Below are 19,506 nucleotides of genomic sequence, written 5' to 3'. Positions count from 1 at the left end.
TTGCCGGTCGAACAGCAGGCTCAACCGCGGGGGTAGTCGGGCGCCCGCTTCTCGAAGAAGGCGGCGATCCCCTCCGCCGCCTCCGCGCCGTGCAACGCCTCGGCGAAGAAGGCAGCTTCGCGGTCGAGCTGCGCGTCGGGCGCGCCGAACCCGCTTTCGATCAGCCGCTTGGCCCGGCCGATGGCGAGCGTCGGTCCGGCGGCCAGTTGCTCCGCCCAAGCCGTCGCCTCGGCCAGGGCGGCACCGGGGGCGACCAGCCGATTGACGATGGCAAGCTGGGCCAGCCGTTCCGCACCGATCCTGCCGCCTTCGAACATGATCTCCGCCGCCAGTTGCGGCGTAGCCGCGCGGGCGAGGAAGGCTGTCGCCCCACCGTCCGGATTCAGCCCAACCTTCACATAAGCCAACGTGAACGTTGCATCCTCGGCAGCCACGATCAGATCGCAGCCGAGCGCAATGGAAAAGCCTGCACCCGCGGCTGCCCCCTCGACCGCGGCGACCACCGGCTTGGGACAGGCGCGCATGGCGCGGGTCCAGCCATGGAAAAGCTCCAGGTTGGCGCGGGTCACCTCCGGATCGGACTTGGCGTTGTCAAGCAGTGCCCCAAGATTGCCGCCGGAACTGAAGGTACCGCCCGCCCCGGTCAGCACGACGGCGCCGACATCCGGGTCCGCCGCTGCCTGGTTCAGCGCGTCGCGCGCGGTCGCCATCATGTCCGGTCCCAGCGCGTTCCTGGTGGCCGCGTCGTCCATCGTCAGCACCATCACGCGCCCCTGATGCGCGACGGTCAGTCGTCCCGTCATGGTTCGGTTCCTTCCCGGTTCTCGCTGCCCGGCCGGTATTTGAACATGCCTTCCGACGTGGCGATCAAGGCGCCGGTGTCACGGTGGCGGATTTCCGCCGCGACACCGATGATCTTGTGTCCGCCGCCGCGCAGCCGGCCGGTGGCGACCAGCGTACCGGTGCGCGCCTGCCCCAGGAAGCTCGTCGACAGCGACAGCGTCACCACCCGCCGGACCCGTCCGGGAACGGGGCAATATGTTGCCGAGAATCCGGAAACCGTGTCCAGAAGCGTCGCCAACACCCCACCATGGACCACCCCGGCACGGTTCAGGTGGCGGTGGTCGACGCTCAGTTGCAGCTCCGCCTCGCCCTCCTCCCAGCGACTCAGGACATAACCGAGCAACGTTTGGAAGCCCGATGACGGCTCTCCCTTCAACAGATCGTCCATACCCATTCCCATCACGCGGCCGTTTCGTGCACGAAGCGAGGCAAATGAAATCCAATCCTGTTTTGCGAAACAAGTCCACGGAACCGGAGAGCTGCCGCGCGTCTGTTCGGGCTTGCCAGCCGGCACGAAGCGGTTAACCTTTCGCGAAAATCACTGGAGGGTTTGGGATGATCGACCTCTATTTCTGGCCGACGCCGAATGGCCACAAGATCACGATTTTCCTCGAGGAAGCCGGGCTGGACTACCGGTTCGAACCGGTGAACATCTCTGCGGGCGACCAATTCAAGCCGGAATTCCTGGCCTTCTCACCCAACAACCGCATGCCGGCGATCGTCGACCGCGCCCCGGCCGACGGCGGCGAACCGATCACCGTGTTCGAATCCGGCGCCATCCTGGTCTATCTTGCCGAAAAGACCGGAAAATTCCTGCCCGCCGACGTGCGCGGACGCAAGACGGTGCTGGAATGGCTGTTCTGGCAGGTCGGCGGACTGGGACCGATGGCCGGACAGAATCACCACTTCGTCCAGTATGCGCCGGAGCGCATCCCCTATGCCATGGAGCGCTACGTCAAGGAAACCGGGCGCCTCTACGGCGTGATGGACAAGCGGCTGGCCGCCAACGAGTTCCTGGGCGGGGCGGAGCTGTCCATCGCCGACATGGCGAGCTATCCCTGGGTCGTCCCGCATGAGCGCCAGCAGCAGAATTTGGACGATTTCCCCAATCTGAAGCGCTGGTTCGATGCGATCAAGGACCGCCCGGCGGTGGTGCGCGCCTATGAGAAGGGACAGGCGGTGAACCCCAACCGCACGCCCACGGTGAACGAGGAAAGCAAGAAGATCCTGTTCGGCCAGTCGGCCGATACGGTCAAGCGCTGAGCTTTCCTCTACTGCACTCTCTGTGCCGGCCCGGTTCCATCCACCGGGCCGGCGTGTCGGTATTGCGTCGAAATCTTTTCTCGGATCTTTGGCGGCATCCATTTGCGCGGCGCGGATTTTCGGGGCTCTCCGGCGTAGACGGGACCGTTCCTGATATCGGCGTGTTGTTTCCGGTAGAGATTTTCCACCGGAGGCGTCGCGCCGATGAACATCTGGCCCCGCACCGACTCCGACGTCGCCGCCATCGACGTCATCGCCACCGATCCGGTGGCCGGCACGGCTATCGAGATCTCCCTGCAGCCCTTGCCACCGGAAGCGGTGCTGGCGGGGATGTGGACTGAACTGGAATCCCGTTCCGACTCCTCCTTCTTCCTGTCCTGGACCTGGATCGGGCCTTGGCTGGCACTGATGCCGACGGGGGTCGAACCGCAACTCCTGGTCGCCCGGCGGGACGGCGAAACCGTCGGTCTGGCGCTCCTGTGCCCACGGCTGCGCCGACGCTTCGGCCTGCTGCGCAGCCGCCGCTGGATGCTGCACGAAACCGGCGACCGCAGCTATGACCGCCTGTTCATGGAATATAACGGCATTCTTGCCGACCGCCGCTTCGCCGACGAGGTGACCGCCGCCGCCCTGCAGTGGTTGGGCGAACGGCTGTCCGCCAATGACGAGCTGGTTCTGGGCGGGTTGTCCATGACTGCCGAGCGGGCGGTGCGCCGTGTCGCGGCAGAGACCGGCCAGACGCTGCAAATCCGTGTCGCCGATTCGGCGCAATGGGTGGATTTCGCGCTGGTGCGGGCCGGCGGCGGGAACTTTCGCACCGGGCTCGGACGCAACACGCGTGCCGCGGTGAACCGCACCGAACGGCTCTACCGGGCCCGCGGCGGGCTGGACTACCGGGTGGCGGCCACAGTCGAAGAGGCACTGGAGAATTTCGCCGCGCTGGAGGTGCTGCACCAGGCCGGCTGGCAGGCTCGCGGCCAGGCCGGCGCCTTCGCCAACCCGTCCTTCCGCCCCTTCCACGAACGGCTGATCGGAACGGGTGTCCCACGGGGGACGGTGCGGCTGTGCCGGGTGGAGGCCGGCGGCCGCCCCATCGGTTATCTCTACAACTTCGTCCACCGCAACCGGGTTCTGAACTATCAGGGCGGCTTCGCCTTCGAGGACGACAACCGGTTGAAGCCGGGGCTTCTGAGCCATGTCCTGGCCATCGAGGACGCGCAGGCCCGCGGTGAGGACTGCTACGACTTCATGTCGACACCGGCCGGGCATAAGCCGCTGCTCTCCAATGCCGAGCAGCCGATGAATTGGCTGACGCTCGGCCCCGACCGGCTCGGACGCCGGATGGAAGCGCATTGGCGCCGGACCTGCGGGCCGGTGCTCGAAGCGGCCAAGCGATCGCTGCGCGGCTGGACCGCCACCGTCAAAGGATTCTGACGGCCGATATCCGGAGGGCGGGAACACTGGGGAGGACATGGGAGATGAGCACCGGAACGAGACACGGCACTCTGGCCTGCGTGCTGGGCGACATGGATCTGGTGCGCCCGTTGGGGCTTGCCGGTATTCGCTGCGCCGTGGTGGGATCGGCGGGGGCCGCGACCGCCCATTCCCGGTTTACCGATCGGTGGATTCCCTGGGAGGGCGGCCATGACGGGGCGCTGGTCGACCGGCTGCTGCGCTTCGGCGCGGCCCAGCCCGGCAAACCGGTGCTCTATGTCGAGGAAGACGCGCAGTTGCTGATGGTTTCGCGCCATCGGGACCGGCTGGCCGCTGTCTTCCGCTTCGCGCTCGCCGATGCCGATCTGGTGGAGAGCCTGGTCGACAAGGGCCGGTTCCAGCAACTGGCGGAGCGGCTCGACCTGCCGGTACCGCGGACGAGGCGGTTGCGTCCCCTGCCCGGCAGCGAGGCGCCGGACCTCGACCTGCACTATCCCCTCATCGTCAAGCCGCTGACCCGCCGCCCGCCCTGGGACGAGATCGAGGTGCTGGGCAAGGCGATCCGCCTGGACGGGCCGGAGGAGTTGCGGGCACTGTGGCCTCGGCTGATCCCGGTCGGCATCGATCTGCTGGCGCAGGAACTGATCCCGGGTCAGGAGACGCGGATCGAAAGCCATCATGTCTACATCGATACGGACGGCGCGGTGGCGGGCGAGTTCACCGGCCGCAAGATCCGCACCTATCCCCTCGAATACGGCCACAGCACCGCGCTGACCATCACCGACATCGACGGCGAGGGTGCCGACGTCGCCGCCTTGGGGCGCGAGGTCGCAGGGCGCATCGGCCTGCGCGGCGTCGCCAAATTCGACTTCAAGCGCGACCCCGGCGGTCGCCTGCATTTGCTGGAGGTCAATCCGCGCTTCAACCTGTGGCACCATCTGGGGGCCGTCGCCGGGGTGAATCTTCCGGCCATCGTCCATGCCGACCTGACCGGACGCCCCCGCCCCGCCGCTGCAAGGGCACGGCCCGGCGCCTGCTGGTGCCATATCAGCAAGGACCGGCTGGCGGCGCGGGAATCCGGCATGCCGGCGGCACGCTGGCTCGCCTGGGTCGCACGTGCCGAGGCGAAGGCGATCGCGCTGGATGACCCGATGCCCTTCCTCCGGCCGAAGCTGGACCGGCTGCTGTCCCGCTTTCCCCGCGGCGCCCGGCCGGCGCGCCTCGCCAAGCCTTGAGGGCATAACCCATGAGGATCGCCCTGATCTCCGACATCCATGCCAACCTGGAGGCGCTGCAGGCGGCGCTCGACGCCATCGCCGGGCAGGGGGTGGATCGCATCGTCTGCCTGGGCGACATCGTCGGTTACAATACCGATGCCGCCGCCTGCATCGCCCTGTTGCGGCAGGCCGGAGCCGTCTGCATAGCGGGCAACCACGACCGGGCGGTGACCGGCGCCATCGATACCGCCGGCTTCAGCGGTCCGGCGGCGCGCGCCGTCGCCTGGACCCGCAGCCGATTGGACGAGGACAGCCTTGCCTTCCTGTCCGCCCTGCCCCTGACCGCGGCGGTCGACCGCGCGCTGGTGGCCGTGCATGGTGCGCTCCATCCGAATGAGGGACAGGAGCTGGTCCGGCTGGACGATGATGCCAAGCGCGCATTGAGCCTGCGGGCGCTCGGCGCCCACCCATCGGGAGCGCAAGTCTGCGCCTTCGGCCATACCCACCGGGCTGGTCTTTGGGAATGGCTCGACGGGGCAGTGCGTCCGGTACCCCTCGACGGCGGCGCAGTGCTGCGGCCGAACGGCCTCTATCTGCTCAATCCCGGCACGGTGGGAGAGCCGCGCGGTGCCGACAGCCGGGCGAGCTTCGCATGCTTCGACACCGATACCCGGCGGATCGTCCTGCACCGCATCTCATACGCCCGGCGGACGGCGCTGGCCAAGACCCGGCGGGCCGGGCTGGCGCCACGTTTTGCCGCAGTCCCGGCGCAGTGGCGGGTGCGGCTGATCGGAATCCTGACAAATCTTGGGATTTATGAATGGCTAAAGCGTAATCTTCCGCGCCGCGCCCCATCAATATGACATTCCCGTAACGCGGCTTCGCTTCATTAGAGACGCGGAAATGCGCATAATCCGGCGCGGGGGCAATGGTGACGCCGGGCTATGGACAACATCGGTATTGGAAACGACGCTGCCGGCGGATCTCCCGCCCGCCCCCGCGGAACATCGTCATCCCTGATCGCCCTGTTTCTGCTTGGCGTCGTCTTGAGCCTCGCCGCGGGGACCGGTTCTTCGCGCGCCCAGCAAGCCGATGGGCTCGCTGCGGCCGTCGGCCCGGTCCATCTCACCATCCTATACGCCCAGGGTACAACGGACCTGGAGGAAACCAGGGGGCGCGGCGGCATGGCCCGGCTGGCCGAGGTAATCCGGCAGGAACGGGCCACCCATGCGAATGTCCTGGTGCTGCATGGCGGCCAGACCCTGGCGCCGTCGGTGCTCGCCTTCTACGACCAGGGCGCACACATCATCGACCTTCTGAACGGCATGGGCGTCGATGCGATGGCGGCGCTGAACCGCGAATACCACCATGGCGACGACCGGCTGAGTGCCCGCGCCTTCGAAGCCGGCTTTCCCATCGTCACCACCAATGCGGTCGATCGCTCAACCGGCCACACGCCGGACGGGCTGGAGGATGCGGTGGTGCTGAAGGCCGGGCCACTGCGCGTCGGCGTGCTGGCGGCCACTCCGGTGCTGACACGGGAAACCACCCGCGCCCAGCGGACCGAATTCCGCGATCCCGTCGCCGCTCTGACCGCCAAGGCGGCGGAATTGCGGGCAGACGGCGTGGATCTGGTAGTGGCGATGACCGGCTATGCCGGCGACACCCACCGCAGCGTGCTGGCGGCCCGTCCGGCCGACATCGTGCTGTACCAGGATCGGAACCGTCCGTTCGCCGTCGATTATGACGGCCGTTTCCTGTCCGCCGCCGTCGGGCCGCAGGCGGCCTGGGTCCTGGCGCTGGACCTGACGCTGGAGCGGACGGCGGCACCCGACGGCACGGCGCGGCTGACCTGGACGCCGGCCCCGCGCCTGATCGACACCGGCAGCGTGGAGCCAGATGCCGCCACCGAGATCCAGGCGAAGATCTATGCCGCACGGCTCGACACCATGCTGCGGATGGAGGTGGGACGTCTCACCGCGGCGCTGGACACGCGCAAGGAATCGCTGCGCACCGGCGAGAATGCCTTTGCCAATGCCGTGACGGACACGTTGCGTGCGTCGCTGGATGCCGACGTGGCCCTATTCAACGGTGGCGGCGTCCGCGGCGACCGGCAATATCCGGCCGGCGCCCTGCTGACCCGGCGCGACATCTACACCGAATTGCCATACCACGATGTCGGGGTGATGCTGGAGGTCACCGGTCAACAGCTGTGGGATGCGGTGGAAGGCGGCGTGGCGGCAGTGGAGCAGTTGCAGGGGCGTTTTCCCCACCTGTCCAACGCCCGCGCCGAAATCGATCTGACCCGCCTGCCCGGCCAGAGGCTGCGCAGCCTGTCCATCGGCGGAAAGCCGGTCGGCCTAGCCTCCCGATACCGGCTGGCCACCAGCAGCTTCCTGGCATCCGGCGGCGACGGCTATGGCGTTCTGGCCGGCGCCCCACGGCTGGTGGAAGACCGCGACACCGATTTCATCTCCACCCAGATGATCGACCAGATCACACGCAGCGGCGAGTTCGCTCCCCGGCTGGATGGCCGGATGACCGTGAAGCGGTGATGAACAGCATGGCTTCCATGATCGCGCAGAGTTCGCCGCACACGGTCATCTCCGCCGCCCTGCCATGTGCGACGCAGCCGTCCGGCGCGCAGAAGCCGCCGCCCATTCGGCCGCGCCGCTTTGGCATCGCCATGCGCATCACGCTGGGCCTGTCGGTGATGGCACTGCTCGTGGTGCTGATCGGCGGCGTGTCGATGTCGTCCTTCCGCCTGTTCCGGGCCGAGGTGACGGCACTGTCCACCAGCACCCTCCCCGAGGTCATCACCAGCGCGGAGTTGCACGGCTCCCTGCAGAAACTGGTGGCCCAACTGCCGCAACTCGCCGCCGCCGGTTCGACGCCTCAGCGCCGCTCGATCTACGACGGGCTGGTGACGGAGCTGGATTCGATGCAGCTCCTGGTCGCGCGCATGCGCGGGCTGATGAAGGACGGCGAAACCGGCGATGCCGAGCGCGACCGCAATATCCGCCTGCTGGAGCAGACCCGCTCCACCCTGCTGATCCTGGCCGCCACCGTCGCCGACCTGAACGCAGAGATCACCCGCCAGATCGAGTATGGCGATCATCAGGCCGAGGCCGCCCGCGGGTTGAGCCGGCTGGCCGTATCGATGGAAAGCCTGCCCGACACCGGCGCCTGGGCCGCGCGCATCGGCGCGTTGATGGCGCGGGCCGCCGGTGCGATGCAGCTCGACCATCTCAGCCGGCTGAAAGGGGAAGCGCGCGCCGCCGAACGCACACTGGCGGATTTGGCCCGGCTGACCGGCGGCGCGCCGGACCCGACCGGCCAGATGATGTCCACCGTCCAGGAGGAGCTTTTCTCGCTGCTGGTGGCACCGGGCGGACTGTTCGAAAGTGCCATCGACCGGCTGCAGGCGCGCAATCGCGCCCAGGCGCTGACCGGGCAGGCGCGCGTCCTGGTCGAGACGGTTGAACGTTCCACCCGGGCGCTTTACGATTCCATCCGCGACCAGTCGGCGGAACGGACCGGTGCGCTCGCCGAACTGATCGCCGACCGAACGCGCATGGTGATGATGCTAGCAGCCGCCTCCGTCATCCTGGCGGTCGGCGTCCATTTCATCTTCCGCCGCTTCCTGTCCTCGCGGCTGGTGGCGATGAACCGCGCGGTGCTGGCCCGCCTGTCGGGCGACGACCTCCGGAACGAGAAAGATCCGGTCCCGGTCCCGGTCGATGGTGACGACGAGATCACCGACATCGGCGCCTCGATCCGCTATTTCATCGACGAGATCGACCGGCGGCAGCGGGCGCTGGCCGACAACGAGCGGCGGTTCCGCGATCTGGTGGAAGGATCCATCCAGGGAATCGTCATCCATCGCGATTTCCACCCGCTCTACGCGAATGACAGCTTCGCCACGATGCTGGGGCTGACGGTAGCGGACGTGATGGCCCTGCCTTCCCTGCTGATGCTGGTGCCGGTGGAGGAGCGGCAGGAACTGATCGACATTTACGATCGCCTGCTGGATGTCGGACAGGCGTCGCGTCGCCGTCGCATCCGCGCCCGCCGGCCCGATGGCGGCGGTCTGTGGGTGGAACTGACCGGCCGGCGTGTCGACTGGATGGACGGCCCTGCGATCCAGGCGGTGGTCGTCGACGTCACCCGCGAGGTCGAGGCGGAGAATGCCCTGCGCCAGTCGCGCGATGCTGCCGAACGGGCATTGGGCGAACTGAAGGCGACCCAGGCCAGCCTGATCCAGGCGGAGAAGATGGCATCGCTCGGCCAACTCGTCGCCGGGGTGGCGCATGAGGTGAACACACCGATCGGCATCACCATCACGGGTGCCTCGCAGTTGCAGACGCTGATCGAGGAGCTGTCGGACCGTCACGCCGCCAATGCGCTGAAGAAATCGGACTTCCAGCGCTTTCTCAGCGACGGAATGGAGATGGCGACGCTGATTCTGTCCAACAGCACCCGTGCCGCCAACCTAGTGCAGAGCTTCAAGCTGGTTGCCGTCGACCAGTCCAGCGACGAGCGCCGCCCCTTCCTGCTGCGCGACTATATCGACGAACTGCTGCGCAGCCTGCACCCGACCTACAAGGCGCGTCCGGCACTGACCATTGCCGTCGACTGTCCGGTCGAGCTGGAACTGGACGGCTATCCGGGGGCGCTGTCACAGATCCTGACCAACCTGATCATGAACGCCCTGGTCCATGCGCTGGATCCGGAACAACCGGGCCGCATCGCCATCGCGGCCCATGCCGCCGTCGGCGACATGGTGGAACTGTCGGTCTCCGACGACGGCAACGGCATCGCACCGGAGGTTCTGCCGAAGATCTTCGACCCCTTCTTCACCACCCGCCGCGGCAGCGGCGGCAGCGGGTTGGGATTGCACATCGTCTACAATCTGGTGACCGGCCGCCTGCACGGCACCATCGCGGCGGAGAGCCGGCCCGGTGAAGGCACCCGCTTCACCCTGCGCTTCCCCCGGATCACCGCCGCCTGAGGTCTGGCATATGTCAGCGCACCGGCCCCTCGAACCAATGACGGCCCTGGCGGTCCTCCACCTCCACCACCCAGACGTCGGGGTCGTAACGGGTCTGGCGGGCGATGTAGGCGTCCGCGTCCGTTTCCGGCACCGGATCCGCACCGGTGCCGCGCGCCCAGAACAGCCGCTCGCCATCGGCCTCGCGCGTCTGGACCAGCACCGTGAAGGTCCGGTCGAGCCGGTTCAGTTTCAGGATCACCGTGCCGCGGCTCGGGTCGCCCTTGCGGACCACGGTCATGGCCACCCCCTGGGCGTCGGCCGCACGGATATGGGCCGAAACCCAGAGATGCGTCGGAAGACGGTCGTCCATGTCCGGCTGCTGCTCCTGACCAGTTGTCGTTGCGGGAACCGCGATGATCCCTTCAGGCCTCGCCCTGCCCGGTCCGCCGGTGTAGAGAGGAAGCTATGACCACACTCCTGGACGCTCTCAACGCCGCCGTCAACCACCACATGGCCGGCCGCACCGGACCGGCGGCCGACGCGTACCGCGGCATCCTGGCGCTGGAGCCGGCACAACCCAACGCCCTGCATCTGCTGGGGGTGCTGCGCGCACAGGCGGACGATGCAGCCGCGGCCGTTCCGCTGATCGGCCGCGCGCTCCGCGCCCAGCCGGCGGCACCGGCGGCCTGGGGGCATCTTGGCGCCGCCCTGCGAGCCGCGGAACGGCCGGAGAGAGCGGAACCGGTGCTGCGGCGCGCCCTGGCGCTCGACCCGGCGAACGCCGACGCGCTGGATGCGATGGGCGCCACGCTGCACGCGCTGGCAATCTATCCGGCGGCACGGCGCTGGCTGGAACGGGCGGCAAGGCTGCGGCCGAGCCATGCGCAAACCCTGCTCAATCTCGGTACAGTCCTGCGCGACCAGCGCCGCTTCGCCGAGGCGGAGGTGTGCTTCGATGCGGCACTGACCCGGAAACCCGACCTTGCCGACGCCCATCTGGCCCGCGCGGTGGGACGGCTGGTACGCGGCGACCTGCGTGCAGGCTGGGAAGGATTCGAGCATCGCTGGCAGCGCTTCGCCACCCCGCCGTGGGACGGGCGGCCAACGGGCGGCGCCACCATCCTGCTGCACATGGACCAGGGGTATGGCGATGCCATGCAGTTCGTCCGCTATGCACCGCTGGTGGCCCAGGTCGCGGCGAAGGGCGGCGGACGAGTGATCGTCGAGACCCACCCTTTGCTGCTCCGCCTGTTCGCCCACAGCCTGGAGCCGGCGGTGCAGGTGCTGGTGCGCGGTCCGGAACCGCCACCCCACGATATCCACTGTCCGCTGATGAGCCTGCCACGCGCCTTCGCCACCGATCTGATGAGCATCCCCGCCACCATGCCCTACCTTGCCCCCGCACCCGGCGACGTGGCCCGCCGGCGGGACGGGCTGGTTGCATCGGGCTGGACGGAGAAGGCTGGCCTGCGGGTCGGGCTGGTCTGGGCCGGCAACCCGCGCCACCGCAACGACCGCAACCGCTCGATCCCCATCGCCGCCTTGCGCCCGCTCCTGTCGGTGCCGGGGGTGCGCTTCATCGGCTTGCAGACGGGCGATGCCCGTGCTGACCTGGCCCGGCTGCCCGGCGACGGCGTGGAGGACGCGGTGGAGCGGGTGCGCGATTTCGCCGACACCGCCGCTATTCTCACCACCATCGATCTGCTGGTGACGGTCGACACCGCCATCGTCCATCTGGCCGGGGCGATGGGCGTGCCGTCCTGGCTGCTGCTGCCCCATGTCCCGGACTGGCGCTGGCTGCTCGACCGTGCCGACAGCCCCTGGTATCCGTCGCTGCGCCTGTTCCGCCAGCCGCGCCCCGGCGACTGGACGACGACGCTCGGCACCGTCGCGGCCGTCCTCAAGGCCCATGCCGTCAAGCTGGCGCGGTGCTGAAGGTGGACCACCCCGCCGACGGGAGGAACGGCCGGCAACTCCGGCAGGAGCTTTCTGCCCGCCGGCCCCGCCGGCACTAGGCGAAACTTTCCCACCCCCCGGCAAATTCGGGCCATTCCGCGGAAGTCCCTATATTTTTCGCATGGTTTCAATGGCTTGAGCCGGGGGCGAAAGTTGGCACTCCGCTTGCTAGAAAGGGCGCAGAAGACCTTTGCCCTTTCTTTCGGAGACCCTGGCCATGAGCATCTTCGGTTCGATGACAACCGCCGTTCTCGGCCTGAATGCCCAGTCGAAGGCGCTCGGACATATCTCGGACAACATCGCCAACAGCTCGACGATCGGCTACAAGCGCGTCGATTCTGCCTTCGAGACGATGGTCCTCCAGTCCAGCCAGCGCCTCCACGAGCCGGGCGGGGTCACGGCGCAGCCGGTCTTCATGAACAACATCCAGGGCAGCCTGACCCAGGTGCAGAGCCCGACCAACATCGCCATCCAGGGCCAGGGCTTCTTCAGTGTCTCCAAGGTCAACACCCAGGGTTCCAGTACGCTGGTTCAGACCCAGACGGGCACGGTCTCGGCGTCGGCCGCCTACTACACCCGGGCGGGTGATTTCGAACTTGACAAGAGCCGCTATCTGGTCAACAGCGCCGGCTATGCACTGAACGGCTGGGTCGTCGATCCGGTGACGGGCGTCCTGCAGAAGGACAAGGTGGCGCCGATCCAGGTGAATTCCCTGATCGACAAGCCGGTGGCGACCAGCGCGATCGACCTGTCGGCCAACCTTCCGGCCACCCCGAAAGCGGGCGAGAAGGTTCCCGACAGCAGCATCCAGATCTTCGACAGCCAAGGCAACCCGCGCACCGTCAACTTCAAATGGCGGCAGCAGGCGGACAGCAGCTGGCGCATGGTTCTGGACGCTCCGGGGTCGAGCACCAAGCCGGTCGACGGCACCTTCAACGGCAACCCCGCGACCGTCACCTTCGGCCAGAACATCGCCGGCCAGACCGCCGTCGCCCAGGTGAACGTCATCACCATCTCGGGCAACAACACCAACGGCCAGGACAACCTGCGCATCGGCGATACCTACACGGTCAAGGTCGACGGCACCTCCTATAGCCTGAAGGTCACGGCGGCCAACATCGGCTCGATCCGCACCTATTCCGGCCTTGCCAGCGCGCTCGCCAACCAGATCAATTCCGCCTCGCCGGCCGCATCGGTGCTCGCCACATCCTCGGGGCAGACGATCCGGGTGACCGCCCGCGATGCCGGCACCGCCTTCAAGCTCAACACCGAAGTGGCGGGGGGGACGAACACAGTCAACACCATCGTCTCGCAGACATCGACGGCGGCGACCGCCACGGCCGGCGAGATCGACAAGTTCCAGTTCCCGCAGACCCAGGTCGAGATCGGCGACAGCTTCACCATCGACGTCAACGGCACGCCGATCAGCTATACGGTCACCGCGGCGAGCTATCAGAGTTATCCGACGGTGAGCGACGTCGTTTCCCAGCTCGCCGGCAAGATCAACCAGACGCTGGGCTCCAGCGTCACCGCGTCGGCCGCAGGCAACATCCTGTCGATCCAGTCCAACACCGCGAACACCAACGTCACAACCACCGCAACCGCCACCAATTCGGCGACGGGTGCGAACTCGATGAGTTCGCTGCCGTCGGTGGCAAGCGTCGCCGGCGTGCGCCAGAGCCGCACGGTCACGCTGACCGGCACGCCGGGCGACATCGGCACCCAATACACCCTATCGATCAACGGCACGGCGGTGACCTACAGCACCACCGGCGATGAAATGACGATGGAGGACATCACCGCGGCCCTGGCAAACAAGATCAACTCCAACACCTCGCTCCCGGTGACGGCCACCGCCCAGGGCGGCGTCATCACCGTGACGTCCAAGACCGCGGCCAGCCCCGCCTACACCAACACCATGACCGAGGATGCGGCCGGCGTCATCACGCTGGGGGGTGATACAGTCGATGTTGGCGACACCTACTCCGTGACGGTGGGCGGCGTGATCCACTCCCTGGCGCTGACCAACGCCAACTACGACACCTACAATACGCCCGCCAAGGTCATGCAGTATTTCGCGACGCAGATCGGCGGCGGCGCCTCGGCGACGGGTGCGGTGCTGACCACCGGCGTCGCCGGCTCGACCGGCGACGTGACGGATGCGACCGCCCAACAGTTCACCCTGGACCAGAGCGCCGTCGCCGGCCAGACCCCCGCCCATATCGGCCTGACCTTCGGCAAGACGCCGGAAACCGTCGGCACGCTGACCAACATCTCCACCGCGCTGGTCGGCACCGGCACCGCGGTCAGCGCCGCCACCCAAGCGGCCGGGGCCGACGCCACCGTCACCTTCACGGTCGACTACGGCTTCGGGCCGCAACTCGTCACCCTCAATCTCGGCAAGTACCAGAAGCCCGGCGGCCTGACCCAATATGCCGGCGAGGAGATTAACGTCACCCAGCTGGTCCAGAACGGCGCACCGCGCGGACAGTTCAAGGACGTCGTCTTCGGCGACAACGGCAACGTCCTGGTCAACTACGACAACGGACGTTCGAAGGTAGTGGCGAAGGTGCCGATCATCACCTTCAACAACCCGAATGCCCTGCATCGTGAATCGGGCGGCGTCTTCTTGGAGAGCGAGGACGCCGGCAAGCCGAACTTCAACGATCCGGAAACGAATGGCGCCGGCGCGGTGGTCGCCAACAGCGTGGAAAGTTCGAACGTCGACATCGCCGACGAGTTCACCAAGATGATCGTCACCCAGCGGAGCTATTCCGCCAACGCGAAGATCGTCACCACGTCCGACGAAATGCTCCAGGAAGTGCTCGGGTTGAAGCGCTAAACGCGGCCCTGGCCGCCTGACGCTTCATTGACCCGTTATCCGATCTCCTGCTTCCCGATTCCCTGCTTCCAGATCGTTGGCGGGGCGGCCGCCATCCCGGCACCGCCCCGCTCCTCCCGATCCGTGAAAGGTCCCTGCCATGTCCCTCTTCGCAGCCTTGAACAGCGCCACCGCCGGGTTGCGCACCGTCCAGGCCAACGTGAAGCTGGTCTCGGACAACATCGCGCAGGCAAACGATCCGAATCGCACCCGCCACACCGCCCAGCAATCGGTCGACGCCAGCGGTCAGGTCATCAGCACGACCTACCGCCGGGAAGTCGACAAGGCCCTGATGGCGCAGGTGCAGGATCTGACCTCGCGGGACGGCGGATCGCAGGTGACGGCCACCTACATGCAGCAGCTGGGCGACCTGCTGCGCACGACCAACGGCACGCCGCTGCTGAACGACTATTCCGACAAGTTCCAGGCCGCGATCAAGACGCTGGCGACCTCGCCGGAAGACCAGACGGCGCAATACCAGCTGGTCCAGGCGGCCGACAATTTCTCGCGCGAGATCCGCCGCGTCTCGGAAGGCGTCGAACAACTCGACCGCGACATCACGACCGACACGGAAAAGTCGGTTGGCACCGTCAACGACCTGCTGAAGCAGATCAACCAGATCAACAACGACATGGTGTCCCTGCAGGGTCAGGGATCCGCCGCCAACGCTGTCGCCGACAAGCGCGATGGCCTGATCCGCGAACTGAGCACCTATATGGGCGTCCGCACCGTGGAGCGGCCGGACGGCCGGATGGCGATCTTCACCCCGTCGGGTCTGGCGCTGGTCGATGCCCAGCCGGCAAATCTTTCCTATGACGGCGGCAACATCAACCTACAGGTCGGCAATCAAGTCACCTCGATCAACAACCACCTGACCACCGGCAAGCTGGGATCGCTGTTGCAGATGCGCAAGGACGGCTCGACGACCGAGCCGCCGACCGCCGCCAGCGGCGACCCGACGACCGAGGTCATCCGCAAGCTGCGCTCGCAGTTGGACGAGCTCTCCAAGGCCTTCACCGGCGCCACCAAGCCGGGTGAGCCGGCCAGCTTCGCCGACGCCTACGACAATGCCGGCCCGGCCGCCGACGACGAACAGGCCACCCAATTCTTTATTGGCACCGATCGCTTCACCATCGCGATCAATCCCAAGCTGTTGGATAACAAGGTAAAAATCAAACAGACCGCCATTGATGACATGGTCACGGCGATCAACGCTCCTGGCCGCAGCTTCAGCGCCGACGGCTTGAAGATGGCCGACACCACCTATAGCGGGATGGGCAGTGCCATCACCGGCACCTGGATGGCGGCGGCCAAGACGGCCAACGCCACCCGCGATTCCGACCAGGCTTCGGCGCAGCTCCTGACCGAGCGCTACCAGTCGCAGACCGGCGTGAACATCGACGAGGAAATCGCCCAACTGCAACAGCTCCAGACCTCTTACCAGGCTTCGGCACGGGTCATGCAAGTGGCCAATGCAATGTTTGATGCGCTGGAGGCGGTGGTCCGATGAGCTCGATTACGGGAGTCAGCAGCTACTCGAAGTATCTGAGCCTTGTCCGGAACCTGTCCGGAGGCCAGAACGACATCAACCGGCTGTCCGAACAGTTGACCACGGGCAAGAAGTCGATCGACCTCAACGCCTATGGACCGGAAGTGCAGAAGCTCCTGGACCTCCGGGCGGAGATGGCCAAGAAGGACAACTACGTCCAGAGCATCGACACCGCCGCACCACGGATCGCGGCCACGGACAAGGTGCTGACCTCGCTGGAGTCGATCATCTCCAGCTGGACCTCCAGCACTACGATGCCGTTCCAGCCCGGTCCGGCCAGCGTCACCACGCCGACCAATACCAACCCGGACGGGATGAAGGTCACGATCGACTCCGCGAAGTCCAAGCTGACGATTGGTGCCAACTACACCGTGACCGCCGTCCCGTCGCAGCAAGGCTCCAACGGTACTTTCGACGTGACTGTGACCGACGGGCTGGGCGGCAAGACCACGCGCGCCATCAACCTGGGCACCACCCCGCCGAACGACGGCAAGGGCTACAATTTCAACATCTCCGGCGGCCCGGGCGAGGGCGCCATCCTGAATCTCAGCTTCGACAGCCTGAAGGCGTCCGCCAGCAGCAGCTTCTCGGTCACCTTCCCGCAGGCGGATCAGGTGAAGGACCGCGCCGAAGGTGCCATGCGGGATATCCAGGCGCTGATGAACCAGCGCTTCGGCGACCGCTACCTGTTCGCCGGATCGCGCTATGGGACCGAACCGGTCACCGACCTGATGGCGACCAAGCAGACCAGCAAGATCACACTGAACGGCGCCGTGGTGAATGCCGACGATTACTTCGAAGTGTCGGTCAGCGGCCAAACCTTCGGCTACCAGATCCAGGCGGCCGATCCGAAGACGCTGACCTTCGTCGCGCAGACGCTGACCAGCCAGATCAACGCCGCCTCCCCGCCCCTGCCGATGACGGTGTCGACCTCCAACGGCATCATCACGCTGGTCGGCAACGATCCCGGCCAGAAATTCGACCTGTCGGCCCGCGTGGTCAACTCCGCCACGGTGGAGAACAGCGTGGACACGCCGTCGACCACCCAGGCTCCGACGACCGCTTTGCCGCAGATCGACCGCTTCACCCTGAATGGCGCGGCGGTCGACATCGGCGACACCTATGAGTTCACGGTCGCGGTCGGCGATCCCGACGACCCGTTCAACCAGAACTACTACATCAAAAACCCCACCGAGCCGCGCGACCTGCCGCCGTACCAGACCTATACGGTGCGCTATACGGTCAGCGACACCGACTATGCCGGCGGCGTCAACAATGTCGGTCAGGTGGCCGACAAGCTGCGCCAGGAGTTCGCCAAGCTGAATCCGGCTCCGCCGGTCACCATCGACGCGCTCGGCAACGGTCCGGGCATCGGGCTGACCAGCACGGCGAATGCCGACCCCAATCATCCCGGCCGCAGTTCGCTGTTCTCCACCTCCGCGAAAGTGACGAACGGGTCGCTGCAGAACACCATCTCGGTCGGCACGCTGCCGCCGGAGCAGGACAGTCTGATCGACGTCCCCTATGCCGACCCGCCCGACCTGCCCTTCTACGATTCCGAATACCTGACCAAGGGCAAGAACGCCGATGCGTACCGCAAATCGCAGGTGACCATCGACGACAGCCTGAACGTCACCTATGGTGTCAGCTCCGATGACAAGGCCTTCCAGACGTTGGTCAAGGCGATGCAGATGGTGCGGACGGCCGCGGCCAACCCCGGAAAATGGACGGAATACAGCACCCAGGCGCGCGAGATGCTGACACAGGCGTCCGACCAGATGCGCTCGATCCACGCCAAGGTCGCTTCCGACAGCGCGACGTTGGAGACCATCAAGACCAGCCACACCGACAGCGTCGCCACCCTGACCGACCGCATCGCCAAGATCGAGGGGGTCGATCCGACCGAGGTCGCGGCACGGCTGAGCAGCGCGATGAACGTCCAGCAGGCCACCTACACCGTCGCCGGCCAAACGCAAAAGCTGTCACTGCTGAACTATCTGGCATGAGGACGACCACGGCCTGAAACGGCAAAGGGGGCAGCCGGACCGGCCACCCCCTTTGCGCATCAGGACCGCGAAGCCGCCGCTTCGGCAACCATCACTTCGAACGGGCCGACTGGGTGAAGTTATCGTAGGGCAGCTCCGCCACGCGGAACCACAGCTGCACCTCCTCCAGAAACGGCTTCCAGCTGTCATAGACCGACTTGAAGTCCGGATTGGTCTTGGCGATGTCGTCGTACAGCTCGAAGGCGATCTTGTGGGCGGCTTCCATCAGGTCGCGCGGATAGGGGCGCAGCAGAGCGCCCTTGGCGACCAGACGCTTCAGCGCCTTGGCGTTCTCGGCGTCGTAGCGGGCGGTCATCGCGCTGTTGCCCTCGGCGCAGGCAGCGGTCAGAATCGCCTGATAGGCCTTGGGCAGAGCCTCCCACTCCTTGGCGTTGATGTAGAGCGAGACCTGCGGCCCGCCTTCCCACCAGCCCGGATAATAATAGTATTTGGCGACCTGGACGAAGCCGAGCTTCTCGTCGTCATAGGGACCGACGAACTCGACCGCGTCGATGGTGCCCTTTTCCAGCGCCGGATAGATGTCGCTGCCGGCAATCTGGGTCGGGGCGGCGCCCAACTTGGCCATGATCTGTCCGGTGATGCCGGCGATGCGGATCTTCAGGCCGTTGAAGTCGGCCAGCGACTTGATTTCCTTGCGATACCAGCCACCCATCTGGGCGCCGGTGTTGCCGGCCGGGAACTGGACGATGTTGTGCTTGGCGAAGAAGGCCCGCATCACCTCCTGGCCGCCGCCATACTGGTACCAGGCATTCTGCTGGCGGGCGTTGGGGCCGAAGGGGATCGCGGTGTCGAAGGCGAAGGTCGGATCCTTGCCGACATAATAGTAGCCGCAGGTATGGCCGCACTGGACGGTGCCGTTCTGCACCGCGTCCAGAACCTGCAGGCCGGGAACGATCTCACCGGCGGCATGCACGCGGATCTGGAACTTGCCGTCGGTCGCCTCGGCCACGCGCTTGGCGATCAGTTCCGACGTGCCGACAAGGATGTCGGTGCTCTTCGGGAAGCTGGATGCCAGGCGCCACTGGATGGCCGGCTGGGACTGGGCGATGGCCGGGGCCGCGAGGGTCGAAGCGGCAACGGTCGAAACCGCGCCGACGCCGGCCTTGGTGAGGAACGCTCTTCTTTTCACTCCCGCTACTCCACTTGATTGGGTGCGTGACCGACAATCTCCATGACCCGCGATGAATCAGGGAATTTCAGTCGCTTAGCCGAGAGCGTAACAAAGCATCCGTTGAGGCGCCCCGCATCGCATAAATGTGCATGCCTGCCTTTCGAGGGTGCCGAGACACCCTCGAAAGGGGTGC

14 protein-coding genes are annotated in these 19,506 nt (G+C 66.5%); 10 read left to right on the top strand and 4 right to left on the bottom strand.

What is annotated here, in order from left to right; translation table 11 throughout:
• Nucleotides 1-20: 20 nt before the first annotated feature.
• Together AL072_RS19775 and AL072_RS19770 are read right to left on the bottom strand one after the other, a co-directional pair.
• Nucleotides 21-803: an oxepin-CoA hydrolase, alternative type gene (locus AL072_RS19775; protein ID WP_045584523.1), complete on the bottom strand. Its 783-nt coding sequence runs from the start codon at nucleotides 801-803 to the stop codon at nucleotides 21-23.
• Nucleotides 800-1,231: a PaaI family thioesterase gene (locus AL072_RS19770; RefSeq protein ID WP_052710286.1), complete on the bottom strand. Its 432-nt coding sequence runs from the start codon at nucleotides 1,229-1,231 to the stop codon at nucleotides 800-802. The genes AL072_RS19775 and AL072_RS19770 overlap by 4 nt, the downstream gene beginning before the upstream one ends.
• A gap of 167 nt (nucleotides 1,232-1,398) precedes the next feature.
• On the opposite strand from AL072_RS19770, the gene AL072_RS19765 reads away from it, so the two are divergent.
• From AL072_RS19765 to AL072_RS19740, 6 genes are all read left to right on the top strand, one after another.
• Nucleotides 1,399-2,106 (top strand): glutathione binding-like protein, encoded by a 708-nt coding sequence (locus AL072_RS19765; RefSeq protein ID WP_045584521.1) that lies wholly within the window; start codon nucleotides 1,399-1,401, stop codon nucleotides 2,104-2,106.
• 204 nt (nucleotides 2,107-2,310) lie between these two features.
• Entirely contained in the window at nucleotides 2,311-3,540 is a 1,230-nt protein-coding gene (locus AL072_RS19760; protein ID WP_052710285.1) for a GNAT family N-acetyltransferase, read from the top strand.
• 44 nt (nucleotides 3,541-3,584) lie between these two features.
• The gene (locus tag AL072_RS19755) at nucleotides 3,585-4,775 is read left to right on the top strand and encodes a carboxylate--amine ligase (RefSeq protein WP_045584520.1); all 1,191 of its coding nucleotides are present in this window, start codon (nucleotides 3,585-3,587) and stop codon (nucleotides 4,773-4,775) included.
• 11 nt (nucleotides 4,776-4,786) lie between these two features.
• A complete protein-coding gene (locus tag AL072_RS19750) occupies nucleotides 4,787-5,620 on the top strand; it encodes a metallophosphoesterase family protein (protein ID WP_045584519.1) in 834 nt (277 codons plus the stop codon).
• A 321-nt stretch (nucleotides 5,621-5,941) separates the two neighbouring features.
• Nucleotides 5,942-7,312 carry a bifunctional metallophosphatase/5'-nucleotidase gene (locus AL072_RS19745; protein ID WP_245636935.1) on the top strand — a complete coding sequence of 457 codons (1,371 nt, stop codon included), beginning with the start codon at nucleotides 5,942-5,944 and terminating at the stop codon, nucleotides 7,310-7,312.
• Nucleotides 7,313-7,320: 8 nt separating this feature from the next.
• On the top strand, nucleotides 7,321-9,768 hold the full coding sequence (locus AL072_RS19740) for an ATP-binding protein (protein ID WP_245636934.1): 2,448 nt from the start codon (nucleotides 7,321-7,323) through the stop codon (nucleotides 9,766-9,768).
• Between the two features lie 13 nt (nucleotides 9,769-9,781).
• On the opposite strand, the gene AL072_RS19735 is transcribed toward AL072_RS19740, so the two are convergent.
• Nucleotides 9,782-10,120, bottom strand: a complete 339-nt coding sequence (locus AL072_RS19735; protein ID WP_045584516.1) for a DUF1491 family protein — start codon at nucleotides 10,118-10,120, stop codon at nucleotides 9,782-9,784.
• Nucleotides 10,121-10,215: 95 nt separating this feature from the next.
• Here AL072_RS19735 and AL072_RS19730 point away from each other — a divergent pair, with 95 nt between their 5' ends.
• The 4 genes from AL072_RS19730 to AL072_RS19715 all read left to right on the top strand — a co-directional run bounded on the left by AL072_RS19730 (nucleotide 10,216) and on the right by AL072_RS19715 (nucleotide 18,142).
• Nucleotides 10,216-11,685, top strand: coding sequence for a tetratricopeptide repeat protein (locus tag AL072_RS19730; protein ID WP_045584515.1), 1,470 nt, complete (start codon nucleotides 10,216-10,218; stop codon nucleotides 11,683-11,685).
• A 238-nt stretch (nucleotides 11,686-11,923) separates the two neighbouring features.
• Nucleotides 11,924-14,548 carry a flagellar hook-basal body complex protein gene (locus AL072_RS19725; protein ID WP_045584514.1) on the top strand — a complete coding sequence of 875 codons (2,625 nt, stop codon included), beginning with the start codon at nucleotides 11,924-11,926 and terminating at the stop codon, nucleotides 14,546-14,548.
• Nucleotides 14,549-14,687: 139 nt separating this feature from the next.
• Nucleotides 14,688-16,097 carry a flagellar hook-associated protein FlgK gene (flgK, locus tag AL072_RS19720; protein WP_045584513.1) on the top strand — a complete coding sequence of 470 codons (1,410 nt, stop codon included), beginning with the start codon at nucleotides 14,688-14,690 and terminating at the stop codon, nucleotides 16,095-16,097.
• The gene (locus AL072_RS19715) at nucleotides 16,094-18,142 is read left to right on the top strand and encodes a flagellin (protein WP_045584512.1); all 2,049 of its coding nucleotides are present in this window, start codon (nucleotides 16,094-16,096) and stop codon (nucleotides 18,140-18,142) included. The genes flgK and AL072_RS19715 overlap by 4 nt, the downstream gene beginning before the upstream one ends.
• Nucleotides 18,143-18,233: 91 nt before the next feature.
• Here the strand turns inward: AL072_RS19715 and AL072_RS19710 are convergent, their stop codons facing one another.
• On the bottom strand, nucleotides 18,234-19,331 hold the full coding sequence (locus AL072_RS19710) for a TRAP transporter substrate-binding protein (protein ID WP_045584511.1): 1,098 nt from the start codon (nucleotides 19,329-19,331) through the stop codon (nucleotides 18,234-18,236).
• Between the last annotated feature and the right edge of the window lie 175 nt (nucleotides 19,332-19,506).

The sequence above is a fragment of the Azospirillum thiophilum genome (genome assembly GCF_001305595.1).
Classification (GTDB): domain Bacteria; phylum Pseudomonadota; class Alphaproteobacteria; order Azospirillales; family Azospirillaceae; genus Azospirillum; species Azospirillum thiophilum.
This window is presented reverse-complemented; position numbering and strand designations above follow the sequence as displayed.